The organism is Enterococcus sp. S53, assembly GCF_016516865.1.
In the GTDB taxonomy this organism is placed as follows: Bacteria; Bacillota; Bacilli; order Lactobacillales; family Enterococcaceae; genus Enterococcus_D; species Enterococcus_D innesii.
In genome coordinates, this window is record NZ_JACVUH010000001.1 from 328,614 (window position 1) to 348,646 (window position 20,033).

Below are 20,033 nucleotides of genomic sequence, written 5' to 3' on the forward strand. Positions count from 1 at the left end.
TTCCGTTATTTTGTTGGTACTTCTTCCATCACATAGCCTTCGATCACGTCATCAACTTTAAGATCGTTGAATTTCTCGATCATCGCGCCACATTCAAACCCTAGCTTCACTTCTTTGACATCGTCTTTGAAGCGTTTCAAGCTGGCAAGTTTGCCTTCATAGATAACGATACCGTCGCGGATCACGCGGACGCCACTGTCACGACGAATGCTGCCTTCCGTCACATAGCAACCAGCAATCGTACCCACTTTAGAAACTTTGTATGTTTCACGAACGATCATTTGACCAGTGATTTTTTCTTCGAATTCAGGATCAAGCATCCCTTTCATCGCAGTTTCGATTTCTTCGATCGCTTTGTAGATGATGCGATGCAAACGAATATCGACTTTTTCCGCTTCCGCTTGCTGTTTGGCTTGCGGTGTTGGACGGACGTTAAATCCGATGATGATGGCATTGCTTGCCGCTGCTAGCGTTACATCACTTTCATTGATGGCGCCAACGGCTGAATGGACGATGTTTACTCGCACACCTTCCACATCGATTTTCTTCAATGACGCAGCTAATGCTTCAGCTGAACCCTGTACGTCTGCTTTGATGATGACATTTACTTCTTTCAGTTCGCCTTCTTTTAGACTTTCAAACAAGTTATCTAATGTCACACGACTACTTGATGCGCGTTGCTCCATTAAAGCACGTTTTGCCCGTTCTTCCCCTGCTGCCCGAGCTGTTTTCTCGTCTTCAAAAGTAACGAAACGATCACCTGCTTGAGGGACATCGTTCAATCCTGTGATTTCGACAGGTGTAGCAGGTCCTGCTGTTTTATCACGACGACCTAAGTCATTCGTCATTACCCGAACACGACCGAAGGTATTCCCTACAACGATTGGATCACCTACATGAAGCGTTCCTTGTTGAACCAATAGGGTAGCCACAGGTCCTTTTCCTTTATCAAGGCGTGCTTCAATGACGGTACCGATTGCCCGTTGGGTAGGATCAGCTTTCAAATCTTCCACTTCTGCTACTAAAAGAATCATTTCAAGCAATTCTTCAATGTTTTGCCCAAATTTCGCTGAGATTTCAACGAAGATCGTATCGCCACCCCAGGCTTCTGGGATCAACTCATGTTCACTTAATTCTTGCATCACGTGTTGTGGGTTGGCACCTGGCTTATCGATTTTGTTTACTGCAACGATGATCGGCACTTTTGCTGCTTTCGCATGGTTGATTGCTTCCACCGTCTGTGGCATCACACCATCATCAGCTGCGACAACTAAAATCGTGATATCGGTGATACTTGCTCCCCGTGCACGCATACTGGTAAAGGCCGCGTGTCCAGGAGTATCTAAGAAAGTGATTGGTTTGCCATTGATGTCGATTTGGTAAGCCCCAATATGCTGGGTGATTCCTCCAGCTTCACCACTCGTCACTCGTGAATGGCGTAAAGTATCAAGCAAGGTTGTCTTCCCATGGTCAACGTGTCCCATGATCGTCACAACAGGTGGTCGTGACACCAAGTTCTCTTCGACTTGTTCTTCTTCTTCAAAGAATTTATCGATGTCTGCGATATCCACTTGGACTTTTTCTTGTGGTTCAATTCCGTAATCAGTAGCAAGCAGTTCAATCGTATCTTTATCTAAAGGTTGGTTTTGATTGACCATAACCCCCATCATAAAGAGTTTCTTGATGATTTCAGCTGGTTCACGGTAGATTTTTTTCGCGATATCCGCTACGTTCATGCCTTCTGTGTATTCCAATACTTCTGGTAACTCACGGAATTTACGTGCTGGAACTGGCGGTTTCTTTTCCGTCTGCTGACGGCCTTTTTTGCCTTTTTTGTTAAATTTGTTGCGATTGTTATTGTTGAAATTGTTATTGCGTCCACCGTAATTTGACTTGCCGCGGTTTTGATTTCCTCCACGGGAATCATTCGATCCTTGCGTACGGTTATTGTTACGGTCTGCCCCTTGCGTATTTCCTGCAGATTGAGCGGCCGGACGGTTTTGCTGCCCTTGATTGTTCGGACGGTTTTGTTGTCCTTGGTTTGTTGGGCGATTTTGTTGCCCTTGGTTGTTTGGACGGTTTTGCTGTCCTTGGTTTGTTGGGCGATTTTGTTGCCCTTGGTTATTCGGGCGGTTTTGTTGCCCTTGGTTATTCGGACGATTTTGTTGTCCTTGATTGTTTGGACGGTTTTGCTGTCCTTGGTTTGTTGGGCGGTTTTGTTGCCCTTGATTATTCGGACGATTTTGTTGTCCTTGGTTTGTTGGGCGATTTTGTTGCCCTTGATTGTTACGATTCTCTTGGTTATTCACTCGATTATGACTTCCTTGGTTATTTGGTCTGTTACTTCCTTGACTGTTCGTGCGATCTACTTGTCCTTGACCAGCAGGACGGTTATTACTTTGCGCAGTTCGCTGTTGACTTTGATTGTTATGACGGTTTTGGAAGTTAGGATTATTTCTTTGCGTTTTAAATTTCTTTTGTTCTTGTTTTTCCGGCTGGTTGGCTGGTTTCTGATTTGCGGGATTTGAGTTTGCAGATGTTTTACCATTTGGATTGCCGCCTAACGACTGCTGCAATTTCTGCGCCTCTCCATCTGAGATCGCGCCCATATGATTTTTGACATCAAAGCCTAAAGATTGTGCTTTTTCGACAACCTCTTTGCTCGATTTGTTCCATTCTTTTGCAAGTTCATAAATTCTTTTTTTCCCCATGCAATCACCTTCCTAACCTAATATTAATTCCTGCACCTTCCTTGCAAATCCTTGATCTAAGATGCCAATGACCATTCTTGGTTTCCCAATGGCCGCACTGATTTCATCAGCAGAAAATGCATCTAGGAGCGGAATTTCGTAATAAGAACTTTTGTCCTTAATTTTCTTTTGTGTATTTTTACCAGCATCACTGGCGACAATGACCAAAGCAGCTTTCTCATTGCGAATCTCTTTTAAGGTCATTTCTTCACCAGTCACTAATTTCCCAGCACGCATGGCTAGTCCTAACATATTTAATGCTTTGGTTTTATTCATTTGCAAATAACTCTTTTCGCGCTTTTTGGTGCGTTACATAGTCCAATAGTTCTTGGTAAAATTCATCTGTCAATTTCGTTTCCAACACTCGATCTAAAATACGTTTATCCCAAGCTTTCTGGGCTTCAGCCGGTTCGATCGCTATATAGGCACCACGACCAGGCATTTTTCCGGTTGGATCAATAGAAACAACGCCTTCTTTTGAACGAGTGATACGAAGCATTTCTTTCTTAGGCAACATTTCACCTGAAATCACTGATTTTCGTAAAGGAATTTTTCGTTTTTTCATCACGATCTCACCTCAACTATTTCTCGTCAAACTCAACATTTTCGTAATCATCTGCAGTCATGTCTGATGAAAGGATTGCTTCATCGAGCGTTTCTGTAGATTCCGTTGCTTCTGTGCTGATTTCTTCAGCAGCTTCTGAAGCATTTGCATCATACTCATCGATATAGTCGCCTTCATCCAACTTCGCATAAAACTCTTCCATATCTGTTTCTGATTTGATATCGATTTTGAAGCCAGTCAATTTCGCTGCCAGGCGGGCATTTTGTCCCCGTTTACCGATCGCCAATGACAATTGGTAATCAGGCACGACAACGGTACAAGACTTCGGATTATCAACATCGAAAATAACGTCGCTAACTTCCGCCGGATTCAATGCATTGGCAATGAAGATCGCTGGATCTTCATTCCATTCCACGATGTCCATGTTTTCGCCTTTTAGTTCATTGACGATTGCTTGAACCCGTTGCCCTTTAGGACCTACACAAGTGCCGACAGGATCAACGTTAGCATCAAAAGAACGAACAGCCACTTTGGCACGATCCCCTGCTTCACGAGCGATACTTACGATCTCTACAGTACCATCATATACTTCTGGCACTTCTTGTTCAAATAATCGGCGTAGCAAATCTGGATGGCTACGGCTAACAAATACTTGAGGCCCTTTAGACGTATTTTCAACACGAGAAACGAATACTTTGATCCGATCATGGGGTTGATAAAACTCATTTGGCATTTGGTCTTGTTTTGAAAGCACTGCTTCAATTTTACCTAAGTTCACATAAATATAACGATTGTCTTGACGCTCTACGATTCCTTGTAGAATGTCTTTTTCATAAGCACTAAATTCGTTATAGATAATGTTTCTTTCCGCTTCACGGACCCGTTGCAAAATGACTTGTTTGGCCGTTTGCGCCGCAATACGACCAAAGTCTTTAGGTGTTACTTCAAAGCGGATTTTGTCGCCGATTTCATAAGCGGGGTTGATTGTCATCGCTTCTTTTAATGAAACCTCTAGTTGCGAGTCCATGACTTCTTCTGTCACTTCTTTGACTGCATATACGTGGATGTTGCCTTTTTTCTGATCAAATTCCACTTCCACATTTTGTGCTTGCCCGTAATGACGTTTGTACGCTGAAACCAATGCCGCTTCCAAGGCATCGATGACAATCTCTTTTGAAATGCCTTTCTCTGCTTCTAATGCATCCAATGCATTCAACATTTCTTTACTCATGATTCTTTCATTCCTCCGTGTTTAAAATTGAATGGCTAAACGAGCTTTGGCAATATTTTTCCGGTCGATCGTTCGTTCTTTTTCTCTGGTTTTGATTCGGGTCTTCATAACTAGCTGATTTTCGTCGAATGACTGTAAAAAGCCTTCGAACTGTTTTTCTCCATCAATCGGTTGATATAAAGAAACATGAATGTACTCGCCGACTGCCCGTTGATAATCTGCTTCTTTCTTCAATGGACGCTCGGCGCCAGGGGAAGAAACTTCCAAGAAATAGGCTTGTGGAATAGGATCAGGATCGCATTGGTCTAATTGTTCACTAAGTTGTTCACTGACAAAGGCACATTCCTCGATATCGATTCCGCCTTCTTTATCGATGAACACACGAAGAAACCAATTTTTCCCTTCCTTCACGAATTCTACTTCAACTAATTCAAATTTTTGCGCATCCAGAATAGGGGTCACTATATCTGTAACAGTTTCCACTACTGTACTCACAACATCGCCTCCTTTATTTCTCAACGAAACGAACTTCATTCCATTAAAAAGAGTGAGCGAAAAAACCGCTCACTCACTCTAAGTATCATTACATTGTAAATATAACACAATTTTCATAAAGATTCAACTACTGTCGCATGTTCCCTTCGCTTTCAGAAAAAAACAAAGCATTTTCTTAATGTTTTTTAATGCTTGGGTGAATGGATGTTAGTGAATCACTTGACCAATCCGACGTAGTAGTTGTGGGAAAATACTTTCTGGATCAAAGTCCATGGGCGCTTCATGTGGGAAATGAAGCCAGAGCCGACCGCCATAAACCACTAGTACTAAAAGTGTCAATGTCACCCACAGGTTTTGACTGTGGTAAAGTTTGCCGATTTTCGGATTTTTTTTGAATAAAACGATCCCGAATGCGATCGGCACTAACCAAAACAAGGGATGAAAATGTAGCGCGCCTTGAAGATCGCCTTGGAATAAATGTAAATATGCGCGCGTCATGCCACAACCTGGACAAGGAACCCCCGTTATCCATTTAAACGGACAGATCAATAATCGACCCAATCATCTGAATCAAACGGATCATTTGAAGCATCAGATGATGTCATAGTATTTTGATCAGCTGCTTCCCACATTTGGTTCATGTCTCCTTGTAAAATCGCCATATTGATAAAATCAAAATTAAAGAGGCTTAAGACAACAAATAGAATTTTGTTGTCACTCAAACGAGGCATTTTCGCTCGTTGTTGCGCACTCATAAAGATATCCGCGATTCGATACCACCAATAAATTTGATACAACCCACAAGTAAGGATCGTTAATAAAATCGACGTCTCTGGTGAAAGACGATTGTCCCCACTGTACTCTGCTAGTTCTTTGGTTGTTTGGTACATCCAAAAGAATGTATAAATGCCACAAGTAATAAATGTTAATAGAATGACCGATACAACCGATTTTTTTCTTACTCCATAATTATAGTTCATCACATACCCCTTCTATTTTTCTCCTTGTTGCTACCTGTTAATTATATATGATTTTATTCACAAAAACAAAATTTTCTGCATTTTCCACAGTTTTTATAGAACAAAAATAGATAAACAGCACCTGCTAAAAAGCAGGTGCATATACTATAAGACAATTATCTTCTTTGTAACAAAAACTATGCGCGGCTATAATTTTTCACTTCTGCAGCCATAGCATCAACAAAAAGATTCAACTCTTCCACTTGAGTTTCTTTGCTGCCATAGCGACGGATATTGACTGTTGCGTCATTGACTTCTTGATCCCCAACAACGATTTGGTAAGGAATTTTTTGTGTTTGCGACGCACGGATCTTGTACCCCATTTTTTCATTGCGATCATCTACTTCCACTCGCAGACCTTGCGCTTGCAAACGTTCTTTGATTTCGTAGGCATAGTCGCTGTGGGCTTCGACTGAGACCGGAATGATCGATGCTTGGATTGGTGCCAACCAAGTTGGGAATGCGCCTTTATAGACTTCTGTCAAATAAGCCACAAAACGTTCCATCGTTGAAACGATCCCGCGGTGGATCACCACTGGACGGTGGTTGTTTTCGCCATCTTCACCAACGTATGTCAAATCAAAACGTTCTGGCAATAAGAAATCCAATTGGATCGTTGACAATGTTTCTTCCATACCTAAAGCTGTTTTCACTTGGACATCTAGTTTAGGTCCGTAGAAAGCTGCTTCACCGTCAGCTTCAAAATAATCCAATTCTAATTCATCCATGGCTGCTTTTAGCATTGTTTGCGCATTTTCCCACATCGCATCGTCATCAAAATATTTGTCTTTATTTTGTGGATCGCGATAGCTTAAACGGAAACGATAGTCAGTAATATTAAAGTCTTCGTAAACGCCCACCATAAGATCCAGTGTCCGTTTGAATTCTTCTTTGATTTGATCAGGACGAACGAATGTATGACCGTCATTTAAGGTCATTTCACGAACCCGTTGCAACCCTGATAGCGCGCCAGATTTTTCGTAGCGATGCATCATCCCTAATTCAGCGATTCGAATTGGTAGTTCACGATACGAATGGATGTCATTTTTGTAAACCATCATGTGATGCGGGCAATTCATTGGTCGTAGAACCAGCATTTCGCCATCACCCATATCCATTGGTGGGAACATGTCCTCGTGGTAATGATCCCAATGCCCTGATGTTTTGTATAAGTCCACGTTTGCCATGATTGGTGTGTATACGTGTTGGTACCCAAGGCTAACTTCTTTATCAACGATATAACGTTCGATCGTACGACGGATCGTTGCTCCTTTTGGCAGCCAGAAAGGCAGACCAGCGCCGACTTCAGGAGACAACATAAACAATTCTAATTCTTTCCCTAGTTTACGATGATCGCGTTCTTTTGCTTCTTCCCGTAAACGGATAAATTCCTTCAAGTCTTTTTTATCGAAAAAGGCTGTTCCGTATACTCGTTGCATCATCTGGTTATCAGAGCTTCCACGCCAGTAAGCACCTGCCACTGATAACAATTTGTATACTTGGATACGGCCAGTTGATGGGACGTGGGGACCGCGGCAAAGATCGACAAATTCACCTTGCTGATAGGCAGTAATCGTTTCGTCATCTGGTAATTCAGTGATCAACTCTACTTTGTATGGATCTTCGGCAAAAAGGGCCAACGCTTCTTCTTTTGTTAATACACGTCGTTCGATTGGCAGATTTTCTTTGATGATCTTCATCATTTCTGCTTCGATTGCCGGTAGATCTTCCGCAGTTACTGGGTTTTCCCCATTATCTGTGTCATAGTAAAAACCAGAATCAATTGCAGGTCCTACCCCAAAATGGATCGATGGATAGAGTCTGCGCATAGCTTGAGCCATTAAATGAGCTGTCGAATGACGAAGTAAGCCTAAGGCGTCTTCGTGATCGGGTGTCACGATCTCAATCGTTGCATCTTCTTCGATCGGACGTGAAAGATCGATCAGTTGTCCATTGACTTTTCCAGCTAAGGCTTTTTTTGCAAGACTTTTCGAGATACTTTCAGCAATCTCTTTGGTTGTTACCCCAACAGCAAATTCTTTTTTTGCGCCATCAGGAAATGTAATAAATAATGACATATGAATGTCCTCCTTTGAATGATTTCAATCAATAAAAAAAGTCCTAGTATCGGTTACGATACTAGGACGATCACTCGTGGTTCCACCTATTGTTTAAAAACAGAAAAAGTCTGTTTTCCTCTTCATGAGATAACGGTTCAACCGCCTCTGTTTCGACAGAGGTCTTAAAAAAGTGGTCATCCTTTGGTTTTCTTCTAGGAAATTTTCAGCCAAGATTTCCCTCTCTTATCGAAGACTCTCAAATTCAGGTGTCTTTTTTATTGATCGATTATGGCTCAATTAAACCACTACCTACAAGAAAAAGCAAGAGAATTATTTCCAATCGCCATTCACAGCATAGGTTCCTTGCTTCATTTCATTGATGATAACGTGGATATGCTCCTTAGGGGCACCCGTATTTTTATGGACTGCCTCAGTGATTTCTTTCATCATATTCGTCAGTTGTTCTTGTGAACGCCCTTCAACTAGTTCGACATGGATAAATGGCATACGATTTCCTCCTTTGTTTGCTTTTGATTATACACCTTTTTCAAAAAGACAAAAGCGATTGTCGCGCTTTTCATTGAAAATCATGGCCTTCATCTTCTTGATACACAACAGAAAACTTCTCGCAAACACACAGCATTTGAGCATGAAAAGACAAACCCGCTGAGGCATAAGCTCGTCGAAAAAAAGCTTCATGAACACGGCGCCAATAAGCCAAAGTGCGATCTCCTTCCCCTTCTAAAAAGGCGAACGCTGCTGTCACCTCATCAAAAGGCACGATCGACACTGACTCTAAATAAAGAACAGCTCTTGGGACATCCGAACCATCTAAAAGAACACTATACGTTCCTGATTGCGGCAATGCTTCTTGCTCGATTTCATAGAGCGCAGCGGCAGATGTCGTTGCCGTCTTTTTGCCAGCTAAAACCAGTGCTGCCAGTTCATCGGCCATTTGTGGGGTATCACCAAAGGACCAAGCATCTTCATAGGTCAGAGCAGATTGGTTTCTTGAGTTTACTTTTAAAAATCGTTGCCAAAAAGCCTGAATCTGACTGTCTTTTATTTTTGGTTCTCTGGACTCATCTGCCAATTTTTTTCACTCCAATACTTCGTATATGTTTGGACATTCTCAGCTTCTTGCCAATCATAAGCCAATCCCAATTTCTCGCTGATTTTCTTTGCTTGGTCATCAAAACGTTTTTGCATCTTCAAAAGTGACTGACCGCAAGCAGTGATCGTGGAAAAATCAAGCAATGAGGTCAATTCCCGCCACTCCTTTTCCGTGAGAAACGACTGCAGGTATTTATGATTTTTTCCAGTACTCACCTGAAATTGCTGAGTGTGGGCAACAAACAAATCTTCAATCCATAACAATTCTTGCCAACAAATGGTGTATAAATGATCCGCAGCATAAATCAGCTGCTTTCGAAGCAGCCCTTTCACGACATACGTGCTTACCCACCAAAATTCGTTGCAATGTTCCCGAAAAGCGGCTTGGGTCGGACGCTTGATCCAGTAATGCGAATGATTTGCTTGATTAGTAAAACTTAGTAATTGGTCTGGATCAAGCAGCGGCTGCAAGCCTGGTTCGTTAGCCAGCCGATCGACCAGTGCAAGAGGACAAAGCATGAGATCGATTCTTACTCCGTCTAAAAAATGCATCAAGTACGTAAAACAACCACCCAGACTGGGCGGATAGATGGTGCTAGCTTCCGGTGTTTGCCTGATCATGAGCGGTCCAAAGGCTTCTAACCATGAAGGATCATCGACCAAGGGCTGAATATCATCCATTACATAAACCACATCAAAGTCTTGCAAAAAATCTTTTGGCGCCTGCGGATCGGTCCGTGAACCAGATAAACCGATGGCACGTGCCCCAACACCTTCGCCCACCGATTGGATCAGTCGGAGTAGTTCTGCTTCTTCCCTCACTCTTTCCACCTCTAATTCGACTAATTTTTGAATTACTATGCTCTTTCTATAAATATTAGCATAGTTTCTTTTTTTCCACGACATTCGCAGGGAAAATATGCTATAATTTTATGTCGCAATTTTTTTAAGGAGGATCCTTCGTGAACGAACGTCAAAAAGAACAACAACATGTTAATGAAACCATTGCTCTGATCCACAGAGAACAAGCGATCCTTTCGCAGCAAAAACAAGAATTAGCCGCTAAAATGGATGATCAATTAAAAGAAATCGCCGATAAGAAAATTCGCGGGGGCGACAGTGAAGCCTTTTATGAATCAGTTATCGAGTACCAGCAGCATGAACAAGAATTGCTGATAAAATACCAAACCGCAGAATCGCAAGAAAAACGCGTCAAAACCTTAACAACGATGGCGGGCAATCCGTATTTTGCTCGAATCGATTTCAAAGAAGAACAAGAGACCGAGACCCTCTATTTGGGGATCGCTTCATTGCGAGACAAAGATGAAGAAACGATCGTCATTGACTGGCGCGCACCGATCGCCAATCTTTACTATGAAGGAGAGCTTGGTGAGACCTTCTACGAAACAGACACTGATCGGTTTACGGTAGAATTGCTTTTGAAACGCCAATTTAAAATTCAAAATGGTGAAATCTTGTCGATGGTCGATACTTCGGAGATCATCAATGACGAATTTTTGTTGGAAATTTTGGATGAAGCCTCTTCTTCTCAAATGCGTAACATCGTTTCAACGATCCAAAAAGCGCAGAACCAAATCATTCGTGATACCACCAATAAATTCTTACTGATCGAAGGGATTGCTGGAAGTGGGAAAACCTCTGCTTTGTTGCAGCGGGTCGCCTTTTTACTTTACCGTAATCGCAAATGGCTGGATGAAAAACAAGTCTTGCTGTTTTCACCCAATCATTTGTTTTCTGATTATATTTCCATGGTCCTGCCTTCTTTAGGGGAAAGTGAAGTGCCCACAAGAACCTTCCACCACTTTATCCAATTGATTCTGACTGGCTATGAAGTGACGAAAGAAACCCAACAAGAAGAAACCTTTTTAAGCGGAGACGACGACGCCATTGAAAAAATCAAAAGCAGTCTTTTCTTGGTGGAAAAAATCAACCGTTATGTCCGTTCCATCGCACCGATTGGTCCCTTGTTCCGCGATCTAAAAATCCAAGGGCAAACCTATTTGACAAAAGAACAAATTCGCCGCTGGTATCAAGAAACCAATAATGAACTGCCGATTTACCAAAGAACCCAACTGCTTCAAACGAAATTATTAAAAAAAATCGGCGGCTTGGAAAAAGATGAAGCCAAAAAAGACTGGGTCAAAGAAGCGACCGAAGAACAATTGCAACAAGTATTCGCCAACGATCCTCATCAAGAATACAGCGAAGAAAACGAACGCCGTTTGCGGAAGAAGCTCAGACAGCAAATCGTCCGCAAGAAGTTCCGTTCCTTGACGCGGGGAGTGAAAAACTTTCAGTTTATCAACCAAGCCAAACAATACTTACACTTTCTACAATCGGTTGAGTCTGCTGCAGTCAAGGAAACTGGCATCGAGGCTGCGGCTTGGCAGCAAAGTATTGCCGACATTCGTCAAGGTATGCGCCAAAGACAGATCAAACAAGAAGACGCCGTTTTGTTTTTCTTACTGATTAAACAGCTCTATCCTGTTCACGTCGAAGAAAAAGCTCGGTTTATCTTTATTGATGAAATGCAAGATTTCCCACCTGCCCAAGTGGCATTGCTGCGTCAGCTTTATCCAAAGGCTGGTATCACCCTTTGCGGCGATTTGAATCAAAAAGTGTATGGCAATGAAACGATCGTCGGGGCATTAGCAGAATTATTCCCTCACGAAAGTGTGAAACGTTATCAATTGAAAACCAGCTATCGTTCGACTAAGGAAATCACAGATTTCGCCAATCAATTTTTAGTGGGCAGTGATCAAGTGGAATTGACGGCTCGTAAAGGGGCGGTACCAGTAATTACTAAAGGAACTGCAACTGAAAATCTGGCTTTCCTAGAAACTAGTATTCGTGACGCAGCTGAGAATCAGCGTTGGCGCACCGCGATCATTTGTAAAACCGCAAAGGATTGCCAACAATTATATGATCAATTGGCAGAAACAATGCAGGATCAAGTGCAGTTGATTACTTCTGAAGAAGACTTCATGAAACGCAATGTGATGATCTTCCCCGCCTTTTTAGCAAAAGGGCTAGAGTTTGACCAAGTCTTTGTCTGGACGCTGGGGGCCGCTTTTGAGACCGAACAAGACCAATTGATTTTCTATACGATGGCGACACGGGCCATGCATCAGTTGACAATTCTTACAAACGAAGAATTGCCGCTTTTAGCAAAAGCCAATCCTGCCACTTATCAGTTCCAAGAAGCATCAAAGATTGACTAAAAAACTAACAAAAAAACATCACGATCGGCTTGTTTCTTTTGAAGAAACAGTCGAAAGTGATGTTTTTTAGCCTTTTAATTCGCCGATAAACAAGCGGGTTTCTGGATAACGCATCCCGACGATGGTTAAAATCATTTGCAGCTCAGAAACGTGTTCTGGATCTTCTGGAACGAATAATTTTGTATGTCGGCCGATACTGCCGTTATCGATCAAGCGATGGGTACGATTCCATTGACTGAATTCCTCAATCGTCGTAAAGCGACTAAGAGGGAAGCCAGCCCCATCAAGAATTTCTGTCAATCGAAAAAGTACATATGAACTATCGATAACAAATTCTTTTCTGTGAGGCAAAGCACGCGTTCGTTTATAATCAATAATTGCTTTTTCTGGTCGGTGCTCTAAAAGCCAATCCAACAGCAAGAAGAACCCTTCCATTCGGTACTCATCGATAAAAAGTCGTTCAGAGTATTCCGACATGCGAAAGACTAATGGAATCAAAAAACGCTCTTTATAAATCAATAATGGTGCGCGATCAACCACGACGTTTAAATAACGATTTAAGTAGGAAGAACCACGATAATCGCCCAAACGATACCCCTCTACCCCATACTTTTTATATTTTCGGCAAAGGGCCGAACAGTCAGAAATCGATACAGACACTTCTGCTAGCTTCTCAAAACCACTTAAGATTCGATTAAATGGCTCTAAAACGATTTTTTCTTCCATGTCTGCCCCCCTAACGAGTTGTTTGCTTATGTAGTAAATCATAACATATAAAATGCCTAGAAACCAACTGAAAAGATAATGAATCTGGAAGAATTTTCAAGAGAAGTGCTTCTCGCTCTCTTGTTTTTTCACTTGGCTAAGCAGCGGAAAACCCATTGAAAAAAAACACCAAAAAATGGCAGCCAGATTACCTCTAGGCTGCCAAGTGCGTTTTATTCTTCGGCGTCTGCCACATTGTGATAGACGTTTTGTACGTCTTCAAGATCTTCTAACACATCGATCATTTTTAAGAATTTTTCTAGATCGTCACCCGTCAAGGTTACTTCATTTTGAGGAATCATTTGCATTTCTGCAATTGAGAATTCAGTGATACCTTTTTCTTTCAAGGCTTCCTGGATGGCATGAAAGTCACTTGGTTCACCGTGAACGATGATTTGTCCATCTTCTTCAACAACATCACGAACATCGATCTCTTTGTCCATCAAGTATTCTAAGATCTCATCCGCATCGTCACCGGCAAAGCCAAATAATGCTGTGTTATCAAACATATAAGCAACTGCACCTGAAACGCCCATGTTTCCGCCGTTTTTACCAAACGCGGCCCGAACATCAGCTGCAGTCCGATTGACGTTGTTTGTCAACGTGTCGACGATCACCATAGATCCGTTTGGTCCAAATCCTTCATATCGAAGTTCTGAGTATTGTTCATCGCCAGAACCTTTGGCTTTTTCAATCGCACGGTCAATAATGTGTTTTGGCACATTGTAGGTTTTCGCACGTTCGATAACAAAGCGTAATTTTTGGTTCGCGTGCGGATCAGGATCACCCGATTTTGCTGCTGCGTAGATTTCGATTCCAAATTTCGCATAAACTCGGCTATTGTTTGCATCTTTAGCAGTTTTCTTCGCTACGATATTTGCCCATTTACGACCCATGATTTCACTTCGCTTTCTTGTTTTTAAAAATCCTTATTCATTATACTTGTCAAATGGCTTTCTGTGAAGTAATTTTCACTTATTTATCAATAAAAAGCGGAATTCTTCGAAAATTTTGTTCTGTGATTTGAGCATTCCCTTGTTGATAGATCTGGTCGATCCGCAATGACAAGCCATAGCGCTGTGCTTCTTGCTTACCGAACTTAGCAATCAGCGGCAGGGTCAGCTCTTTTTTGACCTCTTTTAAATAGTGCTGCCCTTGCTTCGTATACCCTAAAACCCGAATAAAGGAATGTTCTTGGGCTTCCTTCATTTCAGCTTTTGTCACTTGGAACAATACATAACAAGCAAGACGCTGCAGCCGCGTTTGGGTATAACGTTTCGTCTTTAACAACTTGATAAAATCTGCAAAAGAATCCGCCGCCGTCACATATTGTTTTAGTCGATACTCTAATCCTTCTTCCATCTGGTAAATAGCCGCTAATTTTTCGATTGGGGCAGAGATGATCTGGTATTGAAGATACGGCCAAAAGGCTTCCCAGTCAACTGTTGCTTGTGAAAGAAAATTTTGTGTGGCTTCAGGAACAAAATCCGCAACAGCTGCACCTTGTTTGATTGCTTGGCGAATGGCTGTTGCACTGGCGATCGTGGGATGATTGAATTGTTCTGAATGATAGGACGCCGCAACACGTTGGATGGGGACCAAACGCATTGGTTTTTCATAATGTAACACTTCCCGTGCATACGCCATACCTAACAGATGATTCGGCTGATCTTTTTCTACATGGTACTTAGGATAAAGCTCACTGAGGACCGCACTCATATTTTGACTATAGGTAGCATTTTGCCTAGCTATGCGTTGGAATGCGTCATCGATCATCCGCTGATTTTCTTTTTCAAACTGAGCGAACTTTGCATAGTCAAAGGGTTGTTTCGCATCAGTTCCAAAACACAAAGAGTCACATTGCAGATCTTGTAAGATCTTAATCGCTCCCGCTGCAAAAAAATCAGCAGACTGGACGGCCCAAGCGGATGGCAGTTCAACGACCAAATCGACGCCATTTTGCAATGCCGCTTGGGCTCGCTGCCATTTATCGATGATTGCCGGTTCACCACGCTGTAAAAAATTTCCACTCATCACGGCTACAATAACCTCGGCGTTGGTTTCTTGCCGGGCTTTGTCCACGTGGTATTGGTGTCCATGGTGAAAAGGATTATATTCTACGACTAGTCCGCAAGCCTTCATCGACATCCCTCCTGTTTTACATAACGGTTACTTATGGCAGACAAAAAACCAGCGACGGCTTTTTTCATTTGGTTTCGTATCGATAAAATCGGCGTAGCATTCAACATTAGCAAAACCAGCATTTTCTAACATTCTTAAATAGCTTTCGAGAGGATAGGTTCTTTCTTGATGAAGCTCATCTAAGCGTTCAAACAAGCCACTCTCTTGTGCAACAAAAAAGGTCAAGAAGTGTTCAATGCTATGGTCTTTTTCGCCTTGATAGCTTTCCCAAAGAAAGGCAAATTCATCGGTTTGGTAATGATAGCTATAATCAGGAAAGACTTCATCGATTTGATATAAAGAATGCACATCAAATAAAAACACGCCATCTTCTTCTAAACAACTGTAAACACCATCAAAAACTTGCTGCACACTCTGCTCGTCTTCCATATAGCAAAGGGAGTCAGAATAACAGGTAATTGCTTGATAGGTGCCAACATCTACGAGATCCAGCATGTCACCCGCAACAAACTGCACAATTGCCGCTTCTTTTTCAGCCCGTTGACTAGCGATCATCAGCATCTCTTCTGAAAGATCCAACCCAGTCACATCAAAACCAGCCTTGGCAAATTCAACGGCTAACGCACCGGTTCCACAAGCCAATTCTAACAGCTGTTTTCTTTCTCCTAAATGACGACAAGAAAAATCCAGCCACTTTTTATAGAGACTGGAATCCATTACTTCGTCATAGACAAATGCGAAGGTTTCGTAAGCCATTACGCCACGACCCATTCATTAAGATCCACAAGCGGCGCATCAGACCATAATTTTTCTAGGTTGTAAAAAGCACGTTCTGAGGCACTGAATACGTGAACGATCACGTCACCTAAGTCGATCAAGACCCATTTTCCACCATCTTTTCCTTCGACACGACGAACAGATACTTGATTTTCTTCTTCTTTATCGATGACTTCATCAATGATCGCATTGATTTGACGTTCGCTATTTCCTGAACAGATCACAAAGTAATCTGCTAGCAAAGAGATTTCCCGCACATCTAATGCCATAATATCTTCGGCATGTTTTGAATCGGCGGCTTTTACAGCAATTTCTAATATTTTCTGACTATCTATGGTAATTCCCTCCTATATTTGGCTACCCAAAAATTGTAGGTTTCGATCGTTTTTGGGTAAATAACTGCTTCTGTTTCGATCAAATGAAGCAAGGTATGTTTCGTTTCGTAAGCAACAGCGGCATCTAAGTCAATCATTGCGATCTCTCTGGCTTCAACGACTCCAGGAAACGTACGTCCGGGTTCGATATAATCTGCCACATAGATGATTTTATCTAGTAGGCTCATCTTAGCAGCTCCGGTGGTGTGCAAACGGATCGCTTGTAAGATTTCTTCGTCATCGATCTCTAATTCTCGTTGAACGAAATCAGCACCGACAAGTCCATGCCAGATGGCATTGTTCCAGTTCAAGAGATCCACATCAAATCCATCTCTACGAATGACTAATTGAAATTCTTCATCGCTGCGTTCCTTTGCATAATCATGCGTCAAGGCGGCGATGCTGGCTTTGACCGGTGAAGCGCCATATTTTTCCGCAAGGGCAACGGCCGTTTTTTCGACACCTAACACATGCTCAAAGCGCTTTTGACTCATCTGCATTTGGACCTTTTGCATCAAAAGTTCCCGTTCTGCTTGTGTGTAGTGTTCACTCTTCATCCAAGTACAACCCCTTTTCTTGAATATAGTGTAACACATTATCTGGCAATAAGTAGCGAACGGAACAACCTTGTTGTACTTTTTTACGAATTGTCGTTGAGCTGACATCCATTAGCGGGATATCGATCCAAATAATCGGGTATGGGCTATCGATAGGCACTTCTGGACGACGAACCCCCACAAACGTTACCAATTCCATCAGCTCATCGATTTGATGCCATTTTGGTAAATAGTTCACCATATCCCCGCCAATGATAAAATAATAATTAGTATCTGGATTCTTAGCTGTCAATTCCCGCATCGTATCAACCGTATAACTCTTCCCTTTTCGTTCCAACTCAATGGTCTCTACAGCAAATCGCGGATTATCGGCAATCGCCAACTCCAACATCGCTAAACGATGCTCAGCAGGGATCGTCTTTTTCTCATCAACATGAGGCGGTAAATACTCAGGCATGAAATAAACTTTATCCAGCCCTAATGCTTGCCCTACTTGCTCACCCATGACCAGATGTGCGTAGTGTACTGGATTAAAATTTCCACCAAGAATGCCCACTTGCTTTTTCGGTACCAGTTCTTGTGTTTGTGTTTCTAAAACCGTTTGTACCTTGCCAAATGTTTGTCCTTGCATGCCTTTTCCCTCCTAAATTGAACGAACTTTGCTTGAAATCGTTTGGTATTTTTCTTTGCTTGACGGTTTGAATAAAACGATCACTCGTCCGATGATCTGTACCACTTCACAGCCGACTTTCTCACGGATCGTTTCAGCTGCTTCGTCAGCAACCTCATCGGTATTTTGGAGCAATGAGACTTTGATCAATTCTCGTTTTTCTAGTGCTTCTTCAATTTGCGCCATCATTGCGTCATTCAAGCCGCCTTTGCCGATTTGAAAAATCGGGTTTAAATGGTGCGCTTCACTTCGTAAAAATCTTTTTTGTTTTCCTCGTAAGTCCATACTCTTCCTTCTTCCTTATACTAATGCTTTACGTCTAAGCACATCGACACCCTTTGGTGCCCACCCGGCGATGACACACGGTTTGGTGATCGTGATCCAGCCAAGGCCAGCAAAAACGATATCGGTTTTTTCTTTGATTGAAAATTCAAAACGGACGAGTTCAGGAAAATCCGCCACTTCATCTGCTCGTGGCGGCTGCAGCAGCCCACCAACATGTTTCTCATAAAATTCATCGGCTTTCGTTAATTTGGTCCGATGGATCGCCACATCATTTGCTACATAAGCAATAAATGAACTGCGTTCTCCTTGAATGAAATCAAATCGGGCAAGTCCTCCTAAGAACAAGGTTTGTTCTGGATTCAATTGATACACTTTCGGTTTGATCTCTTTGGCTGGTGCCACGATTTTTAGATCTTTTTTACCTAGATAATGCGCCATTTGATGACGATGAATGATTCCTGGTGTGTCGATCAAAAAGTGCCCATCGTCCAAGGGAATCTCGATTTTATCCAATGTGGTTCCAGGAAAGCGCGAAGTCGTGATCAGTTCGTTGATCCCTGCTGTTTGTTTGATGATTTGATTGATCAATGTTGATTTTCCAACATTCGTCACACCCACCACATACACATCGCGTCCTTCACGATACGTTTCGATCCCTTGCAGTAAAGCTTCCGTTTCACCTGGTTTCTTGGCGCTCGTCAATAATACATCGACGGGTCTTAAGCCAGCTTCATGAGCCCGTTCCTTCATCCATTGGGTCATCTTCGATTTTTTCAAAGATTTCGGTAAAATATCCACCTTGTTGCCCACTAATAAGACAGGATTATTCCCAACAAAGCGGTGCAGTCCAGGGATCAATGAACCATTAAAATCAAAAATATCGACGACATTAACGATCAAGGCATCTTTTTCTCCGATTTCATTCAGTAAACGCAGAAAATCATCGTCTGTCAGCGAAACATCTTGAATCTCATTGTAATGGCGCAAGCGGAAGCAACGTTGACAATAGACTTCTCCTGATTCAATTCCTTTTTCTAATGCAGATTGCGGGGTGTAACCCAATTCGTTAGGGTTTGTTGTTTGAATCAATGCCCCGCAGCCGATACAGTGAATTTCTTCGATTCCTTCTGTCATATTAAATTCCTCCACGCCATTTTAACTCTGGGTTATGTTTCAATAGATAGTTCATGATTTTTCTTTCTGCCGCTCGATTAAACTGGGTTTTCCAAGAATCCGTTGGGATCACTGGTTTCACTAAAATACTGCGAACACCGGCACGATTGGCACCTCGTACATCCGTCATGATTTGATCGCCGATCATGACGACCTCTTCTTTTTTCAAACCTAATTGCTGATACCCTTGTTTGATGCCTCTTGAAAAAGGTTTTAGTGCGCGGTGTACGTACTTTAAGCCAAAGGGGGCAACTGCCCGTGCCACTCGTTCACTATTGTTGTTAGAAACCACTATCACCGGTATGCCAGCGTTTTTCATTTCCAATAACCAGTTTTTTAATTCTTCGGTTCCATCAGGATTGTTCCAAGCAATCAAGGTATTGTCAAGGTCAGTCAAAATCCCCTTGATTCCCTGTGCCTTAAGTTGGCTGGGCGTAATTTTATAAATCGCATCGACCATCCAAGTCGGTTTATAATTTGAAAACATAAAATCTCCTTTGCTGCATGATTTCTTCGCATATTAAAAATCGGCGACTCGTCAACGATCCACATAGTCGCTCCTTAAAAGATACAGTCCTATCTCACCAAACATAAACAGAACGTTTCTAAAAGGATCAGACCTCTTCAACCTGTAATTATACAATAGAATCTTTTTGAATACTAGCAAGTGCGCCAGTTTCTGCAGGTTTCTTGTAAAAGAACTGAAAAAGGAACCTGCCAAGACAACCGTTTGTTCTATCACTTCTTCAATGTAGTCATTTTTCCGTCAAAAAAGCATCCTTTTACTGAAAGGATGCTTAGGAAAGGTCCAAATT

At 42.2% G+C, this 20,033-nt stretch carries 22 protein-coding genes; 1 reads left to right on the plus strand and 21 read right to left on the minus strand.

Features of this window, described 5'->3' with window-relative positions; translation table 11 throughout:
• Positions 1-5 precede the first annotated feature (5 nt).
• The 11 genes from infB to IAE45_RS01665 form a co-directional block, all read right to left on the minus strand.
• Positions 6-2,711 (minus strand): translation initiation factor IF-2, encoded by a 2,706-nt coding sequence (gene infB, locus IAE45_RS01615; protein ID WP_200143115.1) that lies wholly within the window; start codon positions 2,709-2,711, stop codon positions 6-8.
• 12 nt (positions 2,712-2,723) lie between these two features.
• Positions 2,724-3,026, minus strand: coding sequence for a YlxQ-related RNA-binding protein (locus tag IAE45_RS01620; RefSeq protein ID WP_015509584.1), 303 nt, complete (start codon positions 3,024-3,026; stop codon positions 2,724-2,726).
• Complete coding sequence (gene rnpM / locus IAE45_RS01625; protein ID WP_005225922.1) at positions 3,019-3,315, minus strand: RNase P modulator RnpM; 297 nt, start codon at positions 3,313-3,315, stop codon at positions 3,019-3,021. The genes IAE45_RS01620 and rnpM overlap by 8 nt, the downstream gene beginning before the upstream one ends.
• A 16-nt stretch (positions 3,316-3,331) precedes the next feature.
• A complete protein-coding gene (gene nusA, locus IAE45_RS01630) occupies positions 3,332-4,546 on the minus strand; it encodes a transcription termination factor NusA (RefSeq protein WP_077454434.1) in 1,215 nt (404 codons plus the stop codon).
• Between the two features lie 21 nt (positions 4,547-4,567).
• A complete protein-coding gene (gene rimP, locus IAE45_RS01635; protein WP_077454435.1) occupies positions 4,568-5,041 on the minus strand; it encodes a ribosome maturation factor RimP in 474 nt (157 codons plus the stop codon).
• 207 nt (positions 5,042-5,248) lie between these two features.
• Complete coding sequence (locus IAE45_RS01640) at positions 5,249-5,587, minus strand: DUF2752 domain-containing protein (protein WP_200124893.1); 339 nt, start codon at positions 5,585-5,587, stop codon at positions 5,249-5,251.
• Positions 5,587-6,021, minus strand: a complete 435-nt coding sequence (locus IAE45_RS01645) for a DUF4234 domain-containing protein (protein ID WP_086292276.1) — start codon at positions 6,019-6,021, stop codon at positions 5,587-5,589. Before IAE45_RS01645 ends, IAE45_RS01640 begins: the two co-directional genes overlap by 1 nt.
• A 176-nt stretch (positions 6,022-6,197) precedes the next feature.
• Positions 6,198-8,138 carry a threonine--tRNA ligase gene (thrS, locus tag IAE45_RS01650; RefSeq protein ID WP_005235617.1) on the minus strand — a complete coding sequence of 647 codons (1,941 nt, stop codon included), beginning with the start codon at positions 8,136-8,138 and terminating at the stop codon, positions 6,198-6,200.
• A gap of 312 nt (positions 8,139-8,450) precedes the next feature.
• The gene (locus IAE45_RS01655; protein ID WP_005225916.1) at positions 8,451-8,627 is read right to left on the minus strand and encodes a 2-hydroxymuconate tautomerase; all 177 of its coding nucleotides are present in this window, start codon (positions 8,625-8,627) and stop codon (positions 8,451-8,453) included.
• A gap of 70 nt (positions 8,628-8,697) precedes the next feature.
• Positions 8,698-9,213 carry an ASCH domain-containing protein gene (locus IAE45_RS01660; protein WP_140964848.1) on the minus strand — a complete coding sequence of 172 codons (516 nt, stop codon included), beginning with the start codon at positions 9,211-9,213 and terminating at the stop codon, positions 8,698-8,700.
• A complete protein-coding gene (locus IAE45_RS01665; RefSeq protein ID WP_140964850.1) occupies positions 9,183-10,055 on the minus strand; it encodes an aminoglycoside 6-adenylyltransferase in 873 nt (290 codons plus the stop codon). The genes IAE45_RS01660 and IAE45_RS01665 overlap by 31 nt, the downstream gene beginning before the upstream one ends.
• Positions 10,056-10,195: 140 nt before the next feature.
• Here IAE45_RS01665 and helD point away from each other — a divergent pair, with 140 nt between their 5' ends.
• A complete protein-coding gene (gene helD, locus IAE45_RS01670; RefSeq protein ID WP_096742796.1) occupies positions 10,196-12,475 on the plus strand; it encodes an RNA polymerase recycling motor HelD in 2,280 nt (759 codons plus the stop codon).
• A gap of 66 nt (positions 12,476-12,541) precedes the next feature.
• Here the strand turns inward: helD and IAE45_RS01675 are convergent, their stop codons facing one another.
• From IAE45_RS01675 to IAE45_RS01720, 10 genes are all read right to left on the minus strand, one after another.
• Entirely contained in the window at positions 12,542-13,201 is a 660-nt protein-coding gene (locus tag IAE45_RS01675; RefSeq protein ID WP_077454441.1) for a hypothetical protein, read from the minus strand.
• A 212-nt stretch (positions 13,202-13,413) separates the two neighbouring features.
• The gene (locus IAE45_RS01680; protein ID WP_200124653.1) at positions 13,414-14,136 is read right to left on the minus strand and encodes a YebC/PmpR family DNA-binding transcriptional regulator; all 723 of its coding nucleotides are present in this window, start codon (positions 14,134-14,136) and stop codon (positions 13,414-13,416) included.
• 79 nt (positions 14,137-14,215) lie between these two features.
• The gene (locus IAE45_RS01685; RefSeq protein WP_140964853.1) at positions 14,216-15,382 is read right to left on the minus strand and encodes a nucleotidyltransferase; all 1,167 of its coding nucleotides are present in this window, start codon (positions 15,380-15,382) and stop codon (positions 14,216-14,218) included.
• Positions 15,383-15,409: 27 nt separating this feature from the next.
• Positions 15,410-16,138: a class I SAM-dependent DNA methyltransferase gene (locus IAE45_RS01690; protein WP_140965084.1), complete on the minus strand. Its 729-nt coding sequence runs from the start codon at positions 16,136-16,138 to the stop codon at positions 15,410-15,412.
• Entirely contained in the window at positions 16,138-16,479 is a 342-nt protein-coding gene (rsfS, locus tag IAE45_RS01695; RefSeq protein ID WP_034695537.1) for a ribosome silencing factor, read from the minus strand. Before rsfS ends, IAE45_RS01690 begins: the two co-directional genes overlap by 1 nt.
• Positions 16,480-16,490: 11 nt before the next feature.
• Positions 16,491-17,090, minus strand: a complete 600-nt coding sequence (gene yqeK / locus IAE45_RS01700; RefSeq protein ID WP_200124654.1) for a bis(5'-nucleosyl)-tetraphosphatase (symmetrical) YqeK — start codon at positions 17,088-17,090, stop codon at positions 16,491-16,493.
• Entirely contained in the window at positions 17,080-17,721 is a 642-nt protein-coding gene (locus IAE45_RS01705; protein ID WP_005225906.1) for a nicotinate-nucleotide adenylyltransferase, read from the minus strand. The genes yqeK and IAE45_RS01705 overlap by 11 nt, the downstream gene beginning before the upstream one ends.
• Before the next feature lie 12 nt (positions 17,722-17,733).
• Entirely contained in the window at positions 17,734-18,045 is a 312-nt protein-coding gene (yhbY, locus tag IAE45_RS01710; protein ID WP_005225905.1) for a ribosome assembly RNA-binding protein YhbY, read from the minus strand.
• A gap of 15 nt (positions 18,046-18,060) precedes the next feature.
• Positions 18,061-19,179 carry a ribosome biogenesis GTPase YqeH gene (yqeH, locus tag IAE45_RS01715; protein WP_200124655.1) on the minus strand — a complete coding sequence of 373 codons (1,119 nt, stop codon included), beginning with the start codon at positions 19,177-19,179 and terminating at the stop codon, positions 18,061-18,063.
• Position 19,180: 1 nt separating this feature from the next.
• Positions 19,181-19,705 (minus strand): YqeG family HAD IIIA-type phosphatase, encoded by a 525-nt coding sequence (locus tag IAE45_RS01720; RefSeq protein WP_008378174.1) that lies wholly within the window; start codon positions 19,703-19,705, stop codon positions 19,181-19,183.
• Between the last annotated feature and the right edge of the window lie 328 nt (positions 19,706-20,033).

What these genes read in the sequence shown, in the direction of transcription:
- IAE45_RS01720 (WP_008378174.1), bottom strand. Translation starts at nt 19,705, where the DNA reads ATGTTTTCAAATTATAAACCGACTTGGATGGTCGATGCGATTTATAAA.
- IAE45_RS01675 (WP_077454441.1), bottom strand. Translation starts at nt 13,201, where the DNA reads ATGGAAGAAAAAATCGTTTTAGAGCCATTTAATCGAATCTTAAGTGGT.
- IAE45_RS01685 (WP_140964853.1), bottom strand. Translation starts at nt 15,382, where the DNA reads ATGAAGGCTTGCGGACTAGTCGTAGAATATAATCCTTTTCACCATGGA.
- IAE45_RS01620 (WP_015509584.1), bottom strand. Translation starts at nt 3,026, where the DNA reads ATGAATAAAACCAAAGCATTAAATATGTTAGGACTAGCCATGCGTGCT.
- thrS (WP_005235617.1), bottom strand. Translation starts at nt 8,138, where the DNA reads ATGTCATTATTTATTACATTTCCTGATGGCGCAAAAAAAGAATTTGCT.
- IAE45_RS01705 (WP_005225906.1), bottom strand. Translation starts at nt 17,721, where the DNA reads ATGCAAGGACAAACATTTGGCAAGGTACAAACGGTTTTAGAAACACAA.
- yqeH (WP_200124655.1), bottom strand. Translation starts at nt 19,179, where the DNA reads ATGACAGAAGGAATCGAAGAAATTCACTGTATCGGCTGCGGGGCATTG.
- yhbY (WP_005225905.1), bottom strand. Translation starts at nt 18,045, where the DNA reads ATGGACTTACGAGGAAAACAAAAAAGATTTTTACGAAGTGAAGCGCAC.
- yqeK (WP_200124654.1), bottom strand. Translation starts at nt 17,090, where the DNA reads ATGAAGAGTGAACACTACACACAAGCAGAACGGGAACTTTTGATGCAA.
- nusA (WP_077454434.1), bottom strand. Translation starts at nt 4,546, where the DNA reads ATGAGTAAAGAAATGTTGAATGCATTGGATGCATTAGAAGCAGAGAAA.
- IAE45_RS01690 (WP_140965084.1), bottom strand. Translation starts at nt 16,138, where the DNA reads ATGGCTTACGAAACCTTCGCATTTGTCTATGACGAAGTAATGGATTCC.
- infB (WP_200143115.1), bottom strand. Translation starts at nt 2,711, where the DNA reads ATGGGGAAAAAAAGAATTTATGAACTTGCAAAAGAATGGAACAAATCG.
- IAE45_RS01645 (WP_086292276.1), bottom strand. Translation starts at nt 6,021, where the DNA reads ATGAACTATAATTATGGAGTAAGAAAAAAATCGGTTGTATCGGTCATT.
- IAE45_RS01680 (WP_200124653.1), bottom strand. Translation starts at nt 14,136, where the DNA reads ATGGGTCGTAAATGGGCAAATATCGTAGCGAAGAAAACTGCTAAAGAT.
- rnpM (WP_005225922.1), bottom strand. Translation starts at nt 3,315, where the DNA reads ATGAAAAAACGAAAAATTCCTTTACGAAAATCAGTGATTTCAGGTGAA.
- IAE45_RS01655 (WP_005225916.1), bottom strand. Translation starts at nt 8,627, where the DNA reads ATGCCATTTATCCATGTCGAACTAGTTGAAGGGCGTTCACAAGAACAA.